14 protein-coding genes and 1 pseudogene are annotated in these 17,143 nt (G+C 63.7%); 5 read left to right on the plus strand and 10 right to left on the minus strand.

All coding sequences use genetic code 11. The features are described from left to right. Positions 1-39 precede the first annotated feature (39 nt). Entirely contained in the window at positions 40-486 is a 447-nt protein-coding gene (locus tag USDA257_RS07755; protein WP_014762358.1) for a hypothetical protein, read from the plus strand. 83 nt (positions 487-569) lie between these two features. Here the strand turns inward: USDA257_RS07755 and USDA257_RS07760 are convergent, their stop codons facing one another. The 5 genes from USDA257_RS07760 to pcaD form a co-directional block, all read right to left on the minus strand. Continuing rightward, on the minus strand, positions 570-1,625 hold the full coding sequence (locus USDA257_RS07760) for a 3-carboxy-cis,cis-muconate cycloisomerase (protein ID WP_041413990.1): 1,056 nt from the start codon (positions 1,623-1,625) through the stop codon (positions 570-572). 70 nt (positions 1,626-1,695) lie between these two features. Continuing rightward, the gene (gene pcaG / locus USDA257_RS07765; RefSeq protein WP_041413991.1) at positions 1,696-2,310 is read right to left on the minus strand and encodes a protocatechuate 3,4-dioxygenase subunit alpha; all 615 of its coding nucleotides are present in this window, start codon (positions 2,308-2,310) and stop codon (positions 1,696-1,698) included. Between the two features lie 12 nt (positions 2,311-2,322). Next, positions 2,323-3,072 (minus strand): protocatechuate 3,4-dioxygenase subunit beta, encoded by a 750-nt coding sequence (pcaH, locus tag USDA257_RS07770; protein ID WP_014762360.1) that lies wholly within the window; start codon positions 3,070-3,072, stop codon positions 2,323-2,325. A gap of 2 nt (positions 3,073-3,074) precedes the next feature. After that, positions 3,075-3,479, minus strand: a complete 405-nt coding sequence (gene pcaC / locus USDA257_RS07775; protein WP_014762361.1) for a 4-carboxymuconolactone decarboxylase — start codon at positions 3,477-3,479, stop codon at positions 3,075-3,077. Positions 3,480-3,487: 8 nt separating this feature from the next. After that, a complete protein-coding gene (gene pcaD, locus USDA257_RS07780) occupies positions 3,488-4,300 on the minus strand; it encodes a 3-oxoadipate enol-lactonase (protein WP_014762362.1) in 813 nt (270 codons plus the stop codon). 91 nt (positions 4,301-4,391) lie between these two features. Here pcaD and pcaQ point away from each other — a divergent pair, with 91 nt between their 5' ends. Continuing rightward, entirely contained in the window at positions 4,392-5,318 is a 927-nt protein-coding gene (pcaQ, locus tag USDA257_RS07785) for a pca operon transcription factor PcaQ (RefSeq protein WP_014762363.1), read from the plus strand. 122 nt (positions 5,319-5,440) lie between these two features. On the opposite strand, the pseudogene USDA257_RS07790 reads toward pcaQ, so the two are convergent. The 4 genes and pseudogenes from USDA257_RS07790 to USDA257_RS07805 form a co-directional block, all read right to left on the minus strand. Continuing rightward, positions 5,441-6,543, minus strand: a pseudogene (locus USDA257_RS07790) (MFS transporter); the annotation flags it as partial. Further along, positions 6,543-8,696, minus strand: a complete 2,154-nt coding sequence (locus USDA257_RS07795; RefSeq protein WP_014762365.1) for a TonB-dependent siderophore receptor — start codon at positions 8,694-8,696, stop codon at positions 6,543-6,545. The pseudogene USDA257_RS07790 and the gene USDA257_RS07795, both read right to left, overlap by 1 nt. A gap of 351 nt (positions 8,697-9,047) precedes the next feature. Beyond that, positions 9,048-10,793, minus strand: coding sequence for a gamma-glutamyltransferase (gene ggt, locus USDA257_RS07800; RefSeq protein ID WP_014762366.1), 1,746 nt, complete (start codon positions 10,791-10,793; stop codon positions 9,048-9,050). A 125-nt stretch (positions 10,794-10,918) separates the two neighbouring features. After that, positions 10,919-11,581 carry a sulfite oxidase-like oxidoreductase gene (locus tag USDA257_RS07805; protein ID WP_014762367.1) on the minus strand — a complete coding sequence of 221 codons (663 nt, stop codon included), beginning with the start codon at positions 11,579-11,581 and terminating at the stop codon, positions 10,919-10,921. Between the two features lie 434 nt (positions 11,582-12,015). On the opposite strand from USDA257_RS07805, the gene USDA257_RS07810 reads away from it, so the two are divergent. From USDA257_RS07810 to USDA257_RS07820, 3 genes are read left to right on the plus strand one after another with little or no spacing between them, the layout of a single operon-like run. Then, positions 12,016-13,101, plus strand: a complete 1,086-nt coding sequence (locus USDA257_RS07810) for a glycosyltransferase (protein WP_014762368.1) — start codon at positions 12,016-12,018, stop codon at positions 13,099-13,101. Positions 13,102-13,107: 6 nt separating this feature from the next. Beyond that, a complete protein-coding gene (locus USDA257_RS07815; protein ID WP_014762369.1) occupies positions 13,108-14,289 on the plus strand; it encodes a glycosyltransferase in 1,182 nt (393 codons plus the stop codon). Continuing rightward, positions 14,286-15,749 (plus strand): lipopolysaccharide biosynthesis protein, encoded by a 1,464-nt coding sequence (locus USDA257_RS07820; RefSeq protein WP_014762370.1) that lies wholly within the window; start codon positions 14,286-14,288, stop codon positions 15,747-15,749. Before USDA257_RS07815 ends, USDA257_RS07820 begins: the two co-directional genes overlap by 4 nt. On the opposite strand, the gene USDA257_RS07825 is transcribed toward USDA257_RS07820, so the two are convergent. Continuing rightward, the gene (locus USDA257_RS07825; RefSeq protein ID WP_014762371.1) at positions 15,684-17,027 is read right to left on the minus strand and encodes a polysaccharide pyruvyl transferase family protein; all 1,344 of its coding nucleotides are present in this window, start codon (positions 17,025-17,027) and stop codon (positions 15,684-15,686) included. The two genes, USDA257_RS07820 and USDA257_RS07825, sit on opposite strands and share 66 nt — an antisense overlap. Positions 17,028-17,143: the final 116 nt, after the last annotated feature.

Genomic DNA, 17,143 nt, shown 5'->3' on the forward strand with positions numbered 1-17,143 from the left:
CGGAAGCTTCTTGCTTCCCCCGTTTCAAGGAGACGCAAAATGCGCTCGCTCATCACAACATCCGCAATCGCCGCCCTCGCTCTGTCGCTCGCCACAGGCGGCGCCTTCGCCGCCGGACGGCACGAGGGTACCACGTCGACGGGTCCCGAGAACGGCGACTACTACCAGGGAATATTCGCCAACGACGATGTTGCTCCTCCCGCCCCGGCCGCCCGGCCGATGACTTCCGTTGTCGTCGTTGAACAGCCGCGGCTCGCCAGCATCCTCCACGAACTGCGCGCCGCCAATCACCGGATGGATGCGGAGCGCACCTCGGGCAAGCTCAGCTCCGTCGCCTTCGGCAGGTTGCGCCGCGAGGAACAGAACATTCGCGCCGACGCCACCGAGGTCGCGGCGAAGCATGACGGCAGAATACCGACGTCATCCTATGCGCAGTTGCAGCGGGACGTGCACCGACTCGACTGGAATATTGCCCGCTCGGCTTGATGCCTGACGCCGCTGCATGATCGACGAGAATAGCAACTGCCGGACCGTTTCTCAGGAAGCGGTCCGGCACTTTTCCACCGCCCTCAAGCGGCGCCCAGACGCCGGATATTGCCGGCGAGTTCCGTGGCAAGCCTCAGTGCCGCCGCGGTTGCGCCGACGATCTGCGGCAGGAGTAGCCATTCGAGCGTCCAGGCGGAACCGGAACGCTCCTGCTCGTGCACCACGGCCTGGTGGATGCCGGAAATTTGCGTGGCATTGAAGCGCGCCAGCGTCACCAGCACCTCGGCGGCGACCGGGTTCTGCTTGTGGGCCATGGCGGAGGACGAACCGCCGCCGGCCAGCACGATCTCGTCGCCCGCCTGCGCCATCAGGGCGATGTCCTGGCCGAACTTGCCGAGACTGCCGGTGATCAGCGAAAGCAGGTGGGCGAAATCGGCGATCGCGGCGCGCTGGCTGTGCCATTGCGGACAGTCGATCAGCGCCAGCTCCTCCGCCAGCGTCGCACGGACCGCGTCCGCCTTGTCCTTGAGCTTGTCGAGCGTGCCGGCCGCACCGCCGAATTGCACGGCGAACAGGTCGATATCCATCGCGTCGAGCCGGTCCTGATGGTCGAGCAGCGGCTCGATCCAGCTGCGCATTCGGTCCGCCACGGTGATCGGAATGGCCGCCTGCATGCGCGTGCGGCCCATCAGCGGACGTTCGCCCCATTGCTGGGCACCTTCCTCCAACACCGCGACGATTTCGCCGAGGCGGCCGGAAAAAAGCTCGCCGATCGCCTTCAGGCGCAGCACCAGGCTGGTATCGACGACATCCTGGCTGGTGGCGCCGAAATGCACGTGCTCCGCCGCCGCTTCGCCGACGGCGCGCCGCAACTGCCGGACGAGTTCCGGCACCGCGACACCGTCAGTCGCCATTCCGCGCCGCAAGGCCGCGACATCCGGGGAAAAGGCGCGGCAAGCCTCGGCGATCCGGTCGGCGGCCGCGTGCGGGATCACGCCATGTTGCGCTTCGGCCCGCGCCAGCGCCGCCTCGAAAGCCAGCATGGCGCGGATATCCGCGGCCGCGGAAAACTCCGCCGCGACCGCTTCGTCGCCAAGAAGACCGGAAAGATAGGGATGATCAAAGGCCGAATAGGTCATTCCACGTCTCCAGGATCTGGCCCTTCGGGGCGCCGACAAGCACGCGACAACGGCGATGGGTCGCCGATGATCATATGTCCAGGAAAACCGTTTCCTTCTCCCCCTGGAGATGAATGTCGAAGACATAATTAGGCGCCTGACCGCCGGCGACAAGCGTCTCGGCCCGATGGCGATGCTCGATTCGGGCAAGCAGCGGATCCTCGGCATTCGCCGCCGCCTCGTCCGGGAAGTACAGGCGCGTGTGGAGCCCGATATTGATTCCGCGCGCCACGATCCAGAAGGTGATATGCGGCGCCATCAGGCGGCCATCCTTGAACGGAACACGGCCGGGCTTGACGGTTTCGAACACGAAGGTGCCGTCCTCGGCGCTCGTCGGGCAGCGGCCCCAGCCGGTGAAATTCGGGTCGGCGGCTCCGCGCATTTCCGAAGGCGAATTGTAAAGACCGGCGGCATCCGCCTGCCAGATTTCGATCAGCGCGTCCTTGAGCGGGGCGCCCGCGCCGTCGATCACCCGGCCGGTCACGGTGATGCGCTCTCCAAGCGTCTTGTCATTGACCATCGCCGACCCGAGGTCGCGTTGGTAGACGCCGGACAGTCCGCCGAAATTCGGCGTCAGGCCGATGTGGACGTAGGGTCCAGCCGTCTGCGAGGGGGTTTCCTTGAGGTAGCCCAGATCCTGTACCATCGGTTCCCTCCCTCAATTGCCTTCCGGCCGGTTCTCGAACAACGTCGAGCGGCGGCCGCGCAGCACGATGTCGAACTTATAGGCGCGCGCATCCATCGGCATGGTGTTGGCCCAATCGAGCGGCGCGATCAATTGCTCGATCGCCCCGCGGTCGGGGATCGTGCCGACGATCGGGCACTTCCAGATCATCGGGTCCCCTTCGAAATACATCTGGGTAATCAACCGCTGGGCGAAGCCGTGACCGAAGATCGAGAAATGGATATGGGCCGGCCGCCAGTCGTTGACGCCGTTCGGCCAGGGATAGGCGCCCGGCCTGATGGTTCGGAAACAGTAGTAGCCGTTCTCGTCGGTGATCGTCCGGCCACAGCCGCCGAAATTCGGATCGAGCGGCGCCAGATAGCTTTCCTTCTTGTGACGGTAGCGCCCACCGGCATTCGCCTGCCAGAATTCGAGCAACGCGCCGGCAACCGGCCGGCCGCGCTCGTCGAGCACCCGGCCGTGCACGATGATGCGTTCGCCGATCGCGCTTTCGCCGGCCTTGGCGAAATTGTGGATCAAGTCGTTGTCGAGTTCGCCAAGCACCGAATGGCCGAAGACCGGGCCGGTGATTTCAGAAATCGTGCTGTCGAGCGAAAGCAGCGCCTTCTGCGGCGAACGCAGCACCGACGTCTTGTAGCCGGGCGCGAAGGCCGGCGGATGCCAGTTCCGGTCCCGCTGGAAAAAGGCGCCCATCTCGGGCCGGCGATTTTCTGTGTCGGACATCGTCACTCCCCCTTCGCCCTTGCGGCATCCATTTCGCCGAGGACCTGCTTGGCGATCTTGATGGCGTGATTGGCGGCCGGTACGCCGGCATAGATCGCCACATGCAGCAGCGCCTCGCAAATATCCTCGCGCGTCGCCCCGGTGTTGGCCGTGGCTCGGACATGCATCGCCACCTCCTCGTCCTGGCCGAGGGCGGCCAGCAGCGCGATGGTGACGATCGACCGCTCGCGCTTCGTCAAGGCCGGGCGCGACCAGACATGACCCCAGGCCGCCTCGGTGATCAGTTCCTGGAACGGCTGGTCGAATTCCGTCGTGGCGGATTGGGCGCGGTCGACGTGAGCGTCGCCGAGAACGGCACGGCGCGTCGCCATGCCCTGGCGGTAGCGGTCGGAGGATCTGTCAGTCATGGGCGGCATCACGCATCGGGTTTGTCTCCAGGCAATAGGGACTTGAAAAAACGCAGGAGCGTTTCGGTCAGCGCCTCCGGCTGCTCGACGCAGGGGATATGCCCGGCATCGCGAATCACCTCGAAGCGCGCGCCGGGGATGAGCCGAGCCGTCGAGCGCACCAGATCGGGCGGCGTCGAACCGTCCTGGTCGCCGACGACGCAGAGCACCGGCACGGCGATCTTCTTGGCGGCTTCGGTGTAATCGGCGTTGCGGATTGCCACGCAGGTGCCGACGTAACCCGGCACCGGCTGGCGGATCAGCATATTGCGGTAACAGGCGAAGGCGACGTTCTCAGGCCGTCGAAAGGCCGGCGTGAACCAGCGCTCGAGCACCGCGTCGGCAACTGCGTCGATGCCGTGCGCCTCGATCGCCGCGATGCGGGCGTCCCACATCTCGGTCGTGCCGATCTTGTGCGCCGTATCGGCAAGCACGAGCGCCTGCACCAGATCGGGGCGGCGCTGGTAGAGCGATTGCGCGATGAGGCCGCCGACCGAAAGTCCGCAGATGATGGCGCGCTTGACGGCGAGCCGGTCGAGAAGCCCGGCGAGATCGGTCGCATGATCCTCGATCGAATAAGGTACCTGGCCAATATCCGAAAGGCCGTGACCGCGCTTGTCGTAAAGAACGATGGCATAATCATCGGAAAGGCGGGCGACGACGTCGCTCCAGATGCGGAAATCCGTGCCGAGCGAGTTGATGAAGACAAGCACCGGTTTCTCGGCAACGGCGCCGATCAACCGATAGTGGATGGCGATGTCGTTGATGCGGGTGAATTGCACGGTAGGTCTCCTCACCACCAAATTGGCCATTTCATATGGTTAGGTAAAATGATATTTTGCGCCGATCCATTAACTCCTGAGTTATGTTTCGATGATCGACACGCGCATCAAGTTTCGTCATCTGCAGACATTTGTCGAGGTCGCACGGCAGAAGAGCGTCGTGAAGGCCGCCGATCTTCTGAATGTCACCCAGCCGGCGGTCACAAAGACGATCCGCGAGCTGGAGGAGGTCCTGGGCGTCTCGGTCTTCGAGCGCGAGGGGCGCGGCATCAAGATCACCCGCTACGGCGAGGTGTTCCTGCGCCACGCCGGCGCGGCGCTGACGGCGCTTCGGCAAGGCCTCGATTCCGTCTCCCAGGAACGCTCGGGCGATGGGCCGCCGATCCGCGTCGGCGCGTTGCCGACGGTCTCGACCCGCATCATGCCCCGCGCCATGGGGCTCTTTCTCGAGGAGAAAACCGGCGCCCGGATCAAGATCGTCACCGGCGAAAATGCAGTCCTTCTGGAGCAGCTGCGGGTCGGCGATCTCGACCTCGTCGTCGGCAGGCTCGCCGCGCCCGATCGAATGACCGGCTTTTCCTTCGAGCACCTTTATTCCGAGCAAGTGGTGTTCGCCGTGCGCGCCGGCCATCCGCTTCTTTCCGGCAAGCAGTCGATCTTCGCGCACTTAGGCGACTATCCGGTGCTGATGCCGACGCGGGCCTCGATCATCCGCCCCTTCGTCGAGCGCTTCCTGATCGCCAACGGCATTGCCGCCCTGCCGAACCAGATCGAAACCGTCTCCGATTCCTTCGGCCGTGCTTTCGTGCGCTCGAGCGACGCGATCTGGATCATCTCCAACGGCGTCGTCGCCACCGACATCGACGACGGCCTGCTCGTGGCTCTGCCGATCGACACCAGCGAGACGAAGGGACCGGTCGGCCTCACCATGCGGACCGACGCGATCCCGTCGCTGCCGCTTTCGATCCTGATGCAGACGATCCGTGAAGCGGCCGAGACGGTGACGGCCAAGGGCTAGCTGCAACCGCGTCGCGCAGGGATGTCGTGACTCAGCCGTGCGAGGGGACACCCGAGGCAAGAAGGGTGCGGCCTCGTATCAGCAAGTAGATGGCCGGCGCTGCGGCAATGCAGATTGCTGCCACCGCCGACCATGCTAACGAGGCGATCCATGCACTGGAAGAGGGTGAAGTCGACGCCCGCCTGTCTCGGATCCGACCAGCCCATGAATTGCGAATAGAGGGCGACGAAGCCGAGTGCCATAACGCCCGACGAGGAGAGAATTGCGACGCCGATGACGATCGATTTCGGCGCGCTGCCCGTGAAATCGAAGGAGGCGAGGGCAAGAAGCATGGCGGTCTGCAGCAGAATGGCCAGTGTCAGCACAAAATTCGCGCCGAGAAGACGGACCGCCGCACCGCCGATCAGCGCCCCGGCAAGACCTACCACCATGCTGCCGAAGCCGTTCAGAACGCCGACAGTCGCGAGATCGAAGCCATTAGTCGATGAGGAAGGGGCCGAGCATCGAGAGCCCCCATTTCTGCGCGGCGACGTAGACTGCCGCCACCACGAGGCCCTTGCAAACCGCCGGGCGCTTCAGCGCGGCGACCAGCGATGGCGCATGATTGCGCACCTCAAGAGCGCCTCGTGTCGCAGGCCCGAAGGCGAAAGGCAGACCGAGGAGGAAAACGACGCCTGCCATGAAAAAGACTGCGGCGACCAGCCGTAGCGGTCGACGAGGACGAGAAAAAGCCCCGCGCCGATCGCCGAGCCGAGATAGGCGCCTCCCACCTGGGTGGTATTGCCCCAGCCGTGGTGTTCCTTGGCGAGCGTCTCCACCGCATAGCCGTCGCAGGCGATGTCGACCGTCGATGTTACGAAGGCGACGAGGATGAGTGAGACCAGCACCGGCATCAGCGGCGAAAGACCGGTAAGCCCGATGACAACAAGGCCGGCGGCGCAAAGCCAACCGCCGACGGCGACGATGACGCGCAACCGGTTGCGGCCGACACGCGGCAATCGAAACCGTTCCACATAGGGCGCCCAAAGGAACTTCAGCGCCCACGGCAGCACGGTGAGATAGACGAGGCCTATCTGATCGAGGGCAGCCCCTGGTTGCGCAGCACGGTCGGCAGGCCGAGCATGGTCAGCCCGCCAATGACGCTCTGGGCGACATAGAGGCCGCCGACCGTGAGAAAGACCACGGCCGGCGAATCGCGTGCGGAAGTAGCGTCGAGCGCCAGCATCAGAAGCGGTAGCGCACGCTGCCGACGACCTTGCGGCCCTCGTCGAAATAGCAGAAGCCGGTGGTGCATATCTGCTTCACCTCGTCCAGGAGGTTGGTGGCGTTGACCTGCAGGCGGACGCCGTCCATAGACGGATTGAGCTTTCCGAGATCGTAGCGCAGCGATGCATCGACGAAGGTGCGCGCCTCGTTGTCGAGCACCGGCGTGTTCTGGTTGTCGCCGAAGCTGGAGCCGAGATACCGGACGCCGGCGCCCATCCCCAGACCTTCCAGCGCGCCGCTCTGGAATTCGTAATCCGCCCAGAGCGAGAATGTGTGGTAGGGCGTGGAGTTCAGCTGGTTGCCCTCTGTCTCGGCAGTGAGCTTGGTGATTTTGACGTCGTTGTAGGAATAGGCGGCAATCAGGCTTAGGCCGTTGTCGAGCGAAGCGGTCGCTTCCAGTTCAAACCCGCGGGACCTCAAATCGAGCTGGCGCAGCAGGTTCACGCCGGAAGAGGTCTCGTAAACAGAGGCGTTCTCCTGGTCGATGTTGAAGAGCGACGCGGTGATCAGTGCGTTGTGATCCGGCAGCGCGTATTTGACACCGACCTCGACCTGCTCGCCGATCGTTGGCTTGGCCTGCTGCGAAGCGCCGCCGGTCGCCAGGATCACGCCCGGATTGGCGACGAAGGACGTGCCGTAACTGACATAGGGCATGACGTTCCACGGCGTCACGTAGCCAAGCCCAATGCGCCCGGTCGTCTCGCTGTCGTCGCGCGAATAGTGCGCGAAACCGGCGAAACTATCGGTGGTGAACTCGCTGTTTAGCCAGTCGTGGCGCAGGCCCGCCATCAGCCGCCAAGCGCCATATTCGATCTGGTCTTGAGCGTAGATGCCAACCGAGTTCTGCCGCTGGGTCTCCTTGTAGGTGGTCTCCGGCACGTAGGTAAAATCGTCCGTGAAGAGATCCGGTCCGGATCCCTGCAGCGACTTGTACTTCATGTAACTGTGGTCGACGCCGGTAATGAGCTGGTGGTCGAGCGCGCCGGTTTCGAAGTCGGTCTTGAGATAGGTGTCCGACGCAACGCCGCTGTTGTCTTCGTTCACGATGCCCGGAAAATCCGCGTAGACCCATTCCTGCTGCGTCGACAGATCCGAGAATCGCAGTTTGTGATAGAGCGTCACGTTGTCGGAAAGCGCATGCTCCAGCTCGTAGCCGATGCGCGCTTGCTCCTGGTCGAAATCGTTGAAACGCTCATCGCCGCCATAGACGGGTGTGGCGCCGATCGACGTGCCGGCCGGGCCGTACCGGTTGATGTAGCCCCAGGTGCCGCCCGTCGTCGAATCCATGTACTCGCCGAGCACGGTCAGCTTCGTGCCCTCGTCCGGCTGCCAGGTCATGGCAGGGGCAATGAAGAGACGGTCGTCCTTGATGGCGCTGATCTCGCTGCGTGCATCGCGGGCAAGACCGGTCAGGCGGTAGAGCACCGTGTTCTCCGCATCGACCGGACCCGAGAAATCGAACGCGCCCTGCACGCGGCCGTAGGAGCCATACTGCATCTCGACCTCGCGGAACTGTTCCTCCGTCGGCCGCTTCGAGATGATGTCGACGATACCGGCGGAGCTGCTCGCGCCATAGATCGATGTTGCCGGGCCGCGCAGGATGCTGATCGCCTCGACGCCATAGGGTTCCAGGCGAAAGAGGCCGTTCGGGCTGCTGATCTGCCGCAGACCGTCACGGAAGATACCGGTATAGGTGAGGTCGATGCCGCGCACCTTGAAGGCGTCGAAGCGGGGTTCGGCGCCGTACTGGCCGATTCGCACGCCGGGCGTGTAGCTCACCGCCTCGCTGAGGTTCTGCGGCTTACGGTCGTCGAGCTGCTTGCGGCTGACTGTGGACATCGATTGGGGAGTCTCGGCTACCGGCGTATCGGTCTTGGTGGCCGTGCGGCCGGACTTGGCGACATAGCCCTCCGTCTCGACGACACCCTCCACGCCCTCGGTGCCTTCGCCACCTTGGACGACCAGCGTCTGCAGCGCCGTCGCGCCATCGCTCGCGGCCGCAGGCGAGGCGGTCTGCGCCTGCGCGAAAGCGATGCCGAAGAGCGTTGATGCGCCTGCAAGCGCAGTGGTTGCGGCGAGCCTCCGTACGCCGCTGAGTGATGTCGATGTCATGGTGGCCCTTTTCCGAATTCCAGGCACGCGCCTGCCCATCGTCCGCCTGGATGTCCCCCGAGACGGCCGCGCAAGCATTGTTGAGTAAATAATTCATGTTTCCGATAAGAGAAAACTGCCCGCCATGCAATGCCGGATTTCGAAAAACCTCAATGGAAATTGGGGGGAGAATCGCTGCGTCGCGACTGTCACGCACACCGGTGCCACGCCACAGCTTGGAGGTCGTCGGAAGGCAGAGGCTTCGCGCCTCAATCCGCCCGAGGTGGTGAATCGGAGCGGCAGGGCTGCCGGCTACGGATTTCGCGCCCGGACCGACGCGTGCCTGCCCGGGCCACGCTTGAAGGCAGCCGGCTAATACCCCCTCGCCGCGCCAGCGCCGATGCGGCTGTCGGCGGCGCCGTTGTAGCGGGCGCCACCGCCGGCCCCGATCTCGCCCATACTCTCGCCGCCGACGAGGATACCGGTCGCCTGTCCCCAGATCGTCCAGTTCTCGTCGATCTTGACGTCGTGGCCCATAGCCGAGAGCAGCTTCAGTGTGTCGGGCGAAAGCGCATAGGGCTCCATGAATACCTTGTCCGGCAGCCATTGGTGGTGGAGGCGCGGCGCGTCGACCGCTTCCTGGATATTCATGCCGTGATCGATGACGTTGAGGATCGCCTCCAGCGTGATGGTGATGATGCGTGCGCCGCCGGGACTGCCGATCACCATGAAGGGCTTGCCGTCCTTGGAAATGATCGTCGGGCTCATCGAGGAAAGCGGCGTCTTGCCGGGCGCGATCGCATTCGCCTCGCCCTGCACGAGGCCGTAGAGATTGGGCGCGCCGGGCTTGGCGGTGAAGTCGTCCATCTCGTTGTTGAGAAGGATTCCGGTTCCAGGCGCCACTACGCCGGCGCCGAACGAGCCGTTCAGCGTATAGGTGACGGCGACCGCATTTCCCTCGTCATCGATGATGGAATAGTGCGTCGTTTCCTTGCTTTCGCCGAAACCCGCCGGCATCAGCACCTCAGAGACGCCGGCCTTGAACGGGTCGATCTTGTCGCGGATCTCCTTGGCATAGGCCTTGTCGACCAGCTTGGCGACGGGGTTCTCGACGAAGTCGGGGTCGCCGAGCGCCGTGTTGCGATCGACATAGGCATGCCGCATCGCCTCGATCATCGCATGCACCGTCTCGGCCGAGCCGTAGCCGAGATAGGAGAGCGGATAGCCTTCGAGGATGTTGAGGATCTCGCAGATGATCACGCCGCCCGAGGAAGGCGGCGGCGAGGAGACGATGTCGTAGCCGCGGTAATTGCACTTCACCGGCTCCAACTCGCGCACTTGATATTGCTCGAAATCCTTCTTGGCGAGGATGCCGCCCTTCTCCGCGCTCGCCTTGACGATCTGATCGGCGATCGCGCCCTTGTAGAAGGCGTCCGGCCCCTTCTCGGCGATGCTCGCAAGCGAGGCGGCGAGATCGGCTTGGACCAGCCTGTCGCCGACCGCAAAGGACTTGCCGTCAGCCTTGAGGAAGATTGCCGCCGCGGCCGGGTCCTTGGCCAGCCGCTCGGTTTTGCCGATGAAGGAATCGACATCGCCCTGCTCCAGCTCGAAACCTTCGCGCGCCAGCGTTATCGCCGGCTCGATGAGCTCCTTCAGCGGCCGCGTGCCGTAGCGGCTGCGGGCGAACTCGAAGCCCGCCACCGGACCCGGCACGCCGACGGCGAGATAGCCGTCGGTGCTCCGGCCCTTGACGAGGCTACCCTTGTCGTCAAGGTACATCGTCTTCGTCGCGGCAAGCGGAGCGCGCTCGCGGAAATCGAGAAAGGTCGTCTTTCCGTCCTTGAAACGGATGGTCATGAAGCCGCCGCCGCCGATATTGCCGGCGGTCGGATAGACGACGGCCAGCGCATAGCCGACGGCGACTGCCGCATCGACCGCATTGCCGCCCTTCTTGAGGACTTCGACACCGATGTCGGAGGCGAGATGCTGGGCGGTGACCACCATGCCATGCTCGGCCTTGACGGGCTCTGGGGAAGCGGCGCGGCCCATCTGCGGCGAGACCGTACCGCATGCGAGAAACAGGGCAAAGGACAGGCTCTTCAAGGCGGAACTGCGCATGCTTTCCTCCTGGACTGGCGTGGGACTACGGAAAAAGCGCGGAGTTGTCCGCCTGCGTCCCGCTTGTCCAACTATTGGGCTATTCGATGATGAAGTGTAGCATCAGGCGTTGCAGTCAAGTCCCCTCAATCGCCGGAATACCGTTCCTCGAGCCAGGGATCGCCGCGCATGTGATAGCCGTTCCGCTCCCAGAATCCGGCCGTGTCGCGGCTGCGAAAATCGATACGGGTCAGCCATTTGGCGCTTTTCCAGAGATAAAGATGCGGCACGACGAGGCGCATCGGCCCGCCATGCGACCGGGTGATCGGCGCGCCTTCCCAGGTCGTCGCAAGGATTGCGTCTTCGGCGGCGAAATCGGCAAGCGGCAGGTTGGTCGAATAGCCGTCGAAGCTCGTCAGCATGACGTATTCCGCCTCCGTCTTCGGCATTACCCGGTCGAGAAGGTCGCGCGTCGAGACCCCCTGCCAGCGATTGTCGTAGCGCGACCAGGTCGTCACGCAATGAATGTCGGAGAGGGTTTCGCTCTGCGGCAGCGATTGGAAGGCCGCCCAGTCGAGCGAAAGCGGGTGTTCGACCGCCCCGGTCACGTCGAGCCGCCACCTCTCGATCGCGATATGCGGCTGCTGCCCGAGATCGAGAACCGGCCAGTCCTTGACGAGGTGCTGGCCGGGCGGCAGGCGCTCGGTTTGGGGGCGCGCCACCCGTCCGGTCAGGAACTTGCCGTCCGCCGCCCAGCGTCGTTTTGTAGAGGTGAGTTTCGTCTCCGGTACCGGTTCGTCATTGTCCATGATGCACCCGCCGTCGCTTCCTCAAGTTGTGGCCGATTTGAGGCCCGGAATGCCGCCGCGTCAAGCAAGCCTTTCAGGCCAAATCGGCATCTACGCCTTTCGAGCTAAACCAAATGGGCGAGGCTTGGTTGACTATCGGCTTCCCCCATGACAGTCTTTGTTGCAGTGCAGCAAACTCGCTTTGTCGCATGGTTACCCTGCTTGGTGGAGGTTCACTCTCTTGCGGCCGGATGAACAGCCTTCCAAATCCCTGGCTACGCCCGCGTCGGCCCTGCGGCCATCGCTCAGGCACGCCCCGAAATCGCAGGTTGCGCCGACCCGGCGCCGAGCGACCCAACAATTGCCGTCATTCTGGAGTTGATGCCTTTCGCCTCGCCCGTTCGGGTGGAGCGCCAGCGGTCACGACGAAACGTCTCTATGAAGGAGAACAGCGTATGAAGGTTCTGTTTGCCGGCGGAAACGGATATTATCCCGAATTCAGCGGCGGCGTTCAGTCGAGCACGCACCACCTCGTCCAGCAATTGCGCGAGCGTGGCCACGAGGCGGGGGTCCTGGCGGCTCTGTTCGGCGACGGCGTGTTCGGCTTCAAGCAGCGCGTCAAGCTTAAGTTGTCCGGAGAGCGCGGCGTGATGGACAGCTTTCCCGGCTATCCCGTCGTTCGCGCCTGGCACCCGTGGGAAGCGGCGGCCTTCGCCGTGAAGAAGCTGCAGCCCGATATCGCCGTTGTGCAGTGCCACAAATCCGTGCCGATCGGCAAGGCATTGCAGGTCCACAATGTGCCGCTGGTGATCTACCTGCGAAACGTCGAGTTTCACGAGCTCGCCGGCGATTTGCGCGAACTGACCTCTGCCTCCTACATCGCCAATTCGGAATTCACCGCCCGGGCCTACAAGGAGAAATTCGGCATTGATTCGGTCGTGATCCCGCCGACGATCAACCCCGAAACCTACACGACCCGGACGACACGCGACTATGTGACCTTCATCAACCCATACAAGGAGAAGGGATTCGAGCTGGCGGTGCGGATCGCCGGACAATGCCCGGACATTCCCTTCCTCTTCGTCGAAAGCTGGAAGCTTTCCGACGACCACCGGGCGGAAATCGAGAAGATCATTGCGCCCTTGAAGAATGTGCGGCTGGAAAGCCGCACCAGCGACATGAAGACCGTCTACGGCCGAACGAAGATCCTGCTTGCGCCGAGCAAATGGGAAGAGGCCTGGGGACGGGTGGCGTCCGAGGCCCATTGCAGCGGCATTCCGGTCGTCGGCTCGCGACGCGGAGGATTGCCGGAGGCAATCGGCGAAGGCGGTATCGTTCTCGACTATGATGCGCCGCTCGAAGATTGGACTGGCGCCATCGGGCGCCTGTGGAGCGACGATGGCGAATATCAGCGGCTGTCGCAGGCCGCCTCGGTTTTCGCCACGCGGCCGCTCATGCAGCCCACCCGGCAATTTGCGGCCTTCCTCGAGGTGCTCGAACGCGCCGCCGCGAGCCGCCCCGCTCAACTCAAGGCCTCTTGAGACGGCATGCGGGTCGGATTCGTCGTCGGTCAGTTTCCGATGCTTTCGGAAACCTTCGTCATCGGCCAGATGGCCGGCCTGTTGCGGCGCGGCTTCGAGGTCGACGTCGTCTGCAACGGCATCTCGGATTACAATTTTGCGGATCGCCAGGAGGAACCGCTTGCGACGCTTCTGGCACGAACGCGTGACTGGTGGGGCCCGGCCGCGCGCCTTCGTCCGGCCATAGGCCGGCTGCCGCCGAAGCTCTACGACAAGGCCTCCACCGCGCTCGACATCTCATCGGTCGCCAGACTGAATCAATGCGACGTCATCGTCGCCCATTTCGGCCACAATGGAGCCCGCGCCGCGCGCCTCAAGAAATGGAAACGGCTCGCCCCGCCGATCGTGACGATCTTCCACGGCTATGACGTCGGCGTGCCGCTCAAGGAGCGAGATCTCGACCGCTATAACGACCTGTTCGAGCAGGGCGCACTCAACCTGACGGTAAACGACTATTTTCGCCGCGTGCTCATCCAGGCGGGGGCGCCGGAGGCGAAGGTCGCCGTCCACCATATGGGGATCGACCTCAAGAAGATCCCCTATGAATGGAAATCCTGGCGCGGCGCGACACTGCAATTGGTTTCCGTTTGCCGGCTGGCGGAGAAGAAGGGCGTGGAATACGCGCTTCGGGCGCTGGCCCGGCTACACGCGGACGCGCCGGCACTCGACTGGCACTACAGGATCATCGGCGACGGCCCGCTCCGGCCGCAGCTCGAAGCGCTTGCCTCCGAACTCGGTATCGCCGGGCAGGTCTCCTTCCTCGGCAGCCTCCCTCACCAGGAGGTCAAGGAATGGCTGCGGCGCTCGCACGCCTTCGTCCTGCCGAGCGTCACCGCCCCGAACGGCGACGTCGAGGGCATACCGGTGGCGCTGATGGAGGCGATGGCCGCCGGGCTGACGGTGGTGAGTTCCACCCATTCGGGAATTCCCGAACTGATCGAGGACCGGAAGACGGGCTTTCTCGCCGCCGAAAGGGACGTCGAGACGCTGGCGAACCGGCTGCGCTTCATCGCCGAGCACCCGGACGACTGCGAGCGCATCGCTGCGGAGGCCAGACGAAAAGTCGGGGCCGAGTTCGACATGGAGGCCCTCGACGATGATTTCGCCGCAATCCTTAGTCGATTCTCCAGATCGAGGCTTGCTGCTTGAATAAAGAAAACATTCAGTTCGGCCGCGTCGCCCTTCGCGGCGGGCTGGTGACCGGCGGCGCACAGGTCGTGCGCATGGTCATCCAGTTCGTCTCGGTCGTCGTGCTCGCCCGCTTGCTGGCGCCGGAGGATTTCGGCCTCGTCGCCTCGGTGAGCCCCATCGTCGCCTTCGTCGGGCTCTTCCAGAATCTCGGCCTGCAGCAGGCGGTCATCCAGCGCAAGGAGATCGGCGAAAGAGAGCTCAACCAGGTCTTCTGGATCAGCACCCTCGTCGGCCTCGTCTGCACCCTCGTGGTCGTCGCCCTTTCGCCCGCCGTGGCCGCCTTCTACAGCGACCAGCGGATGACGGCGATCGCCATTGCCGCGGCGCTGCCGCTGCTGCTCGGCAGCCTCGCAGCCCTGCCGCTCGCGCTCATGAACCGGCATCTCAAGTTCGGGCAATTGGCGCTCAACGACGTCTATGCGGCGGTCGTGGGGCTGCTGGTCACCGCCACGGCCGCCTATTTCGGCATGGGCTACTGGTCGCTGGTGATCGGCCCGGCGGCGTCGGCCGCCGTAGCGCTTCTTGCGGCCTGGTGGGCGACGCGATGGATGCCCGGCCGGCCGGCGTTCAGGATCGACCGCGACATCATCTCCTTCGGCGCCAATCTCACTGGCTTCAATCTTGTCAATTTCTTCTCGCGCAATCTCGACAACATCCTGATCGGCAAGTTCTCCGGACCGGTCGAGCTCGGTTACTACGACCGCGCCTACAAGCTCCTGCTCTTCCCGCTGCAGAACATCACCCAGCCTTTGTCGCGCGTGATGATCCCGCTGATGAGCCACATCCAGGAGGACAAGGCGCGCTTTCGCGATATCTATCTGCGCACCAACTGGCTGCTGGCCGCGGTCACCATGCCCGGTATTGCGGCACTGACCTTGGCCGCAAAGCCGACCGTCAGCATCCTTTTCGGTGAGCAATGGCTACCGGTCGCGCCGATCTTCGCTTGGCTGGGGGTCGCCAGCCTCATGCAGCCGGTTTCGAGCACCACCGGCTGGATCTTCATCTGCCAGGGCGAGACGAAGACGATGTTCCGCTGGGGGATCTATTCGTCGCTGACGACGGTGCTTTCCTTCGTCGTCGGCCTGCAATGGGGCGCGATCGGTGTCGCAGCCGCCTATGCGATCAGCGGCTACGTCCTGCGCGTCCCGGTGCTTGCCTGGCTCCTGCAGCGGGTCGGGCCGGTCTCGGCCAAGGACTTCCTTCTCGTCCAGGGTCTCTTTCTCATCTCGGCGCTCGCCGCCTGGATCTGCTACCGGCTGCTGCCGGACGTCCTGACCGGCAGCTCCGACTTCCTCGCCCTCGCCTCGGCGGTCTGCCTCAACTACGGGCTGGCGCTCCTGTTCGCGCTGGCCTTACGCCCGCCGCGCCAGGTCCTGTTCGACATCCTCTCGAAGGGGCTTGGCGCCCTTCGCCGATGAGTTGGCGATCAGCGGGCGGATAAGATCCGCCGCCGACATCGCCGAGGCATGTTCCTCGAGCACGGCCTTGAGGCTGACCTCACGATAGCGGTCGAGATTGCCAGCGAAGCGATCGAGCTTGCCGAGCGCCTCCTCCGGCGTCACCGTATCGATATCGAGCAGCACGTCCTCGACGCCGATGCGCTTGGCAACTTCCTTCGTCTTGAACTCGTAGGCGATCGGCAGCACCGGCGTGCCGACGCAAAGCGACATGATCATCATGTGCATGCGGGTCGCCACCACGAAATCGAGCTCCTTGGCGATCGCCATCAGCTGTTCCGGCGTGTGGAACGACGCGTCGACAGTGACATGCTTGGCGATTTCGGGTGCCAGGCCCGAGACGATCAGGTTGGCCGTCTTCGAATCGTCATGCGCATATTCCGCCACGCCCTGGCAGGTCGAAATGAAGGTGACCTGCTTGCCATGGTCGCGCACCAGCTTCGTGGCGATGTCGCGCACCGATTCGATGTAGCGGCCCATGCCGCCGTCGCCACCCTGGACGTAGTGCCAATGCCGCACGGAAATGCCGACGCGGCCCGTGGGCGCCGGCCGGCCGATCGTCAACAACGCCTTGATCCGCTCCACATCGGCGAGCGCAAAGACGGAATCGGCCACCACATGGCACTTCGAGGGATCGTCGACGAGATCGAGGATGTGGTCGCGCGAACGGACGTCGCGCAACAGGATCAGCGGGCTGCGGGCGAAAATCGGCGGCAGGTTCCGGCGGTTGTAGGGCTTGGCGAAAGGTCCGAGCGACTGCGTGAAGAAGATCGTCCTCTTGCCGAGCATCTCCGCAAGCTTGAACTGGTTGATGCGCCGCTCGAGCGAATAGTTTTCGACGAGATAGGTGCCGCCGGTGGTGATCACCATATCGGCGTCCCTGTACAGCGCCAGGCTCTCTCGATCGGTGTCGCTGAAGAAACGCCTGTCGAGATAGTTGCCGCTGCCGAGATGACGCAACGCCTGGAAGACGGCCTGGTTATAGACCTGCTTCAAGGCATTCTTGACAGTATTGTCGTCATATTTGTACTTGAAGATCGATTCGGACGGCAGTTTCCGAAGCTCGATGTCCGGATACTGTTCCTTCGGATACAGTCGCGCGGCGACTTCCGGCTGGCTGTCGAACACCAGGAACTCTAGCTCCTCGTTCGCTATCGATTTCAGGATGTGCCTGATTGCCAATAAAATGGCCGCGTCGCCGGTGTTCAAGCAGACGGTATTTTCGACTACAACTTTCATGTTCAGTCATCCCCGTGTGTAAAGCCTTGCAGACATGGGAGGAATGTCGCCGGCTTGCAGCTTGCGAGAGGTATCGTCCGCATCCCACGGACAACCCGCAATAGCGTTCTGTCGCG

Source organism: Sinorhizobium fredii USDA 257 (genome assembly GCF_000265205.3).
GTDB lineage: Bacteria > Pseudomonadota > Alphaproteobacteria > Rhizobiales > Rhizobiaceae > Sinorhizobium > Sinorhizobium fredii_B.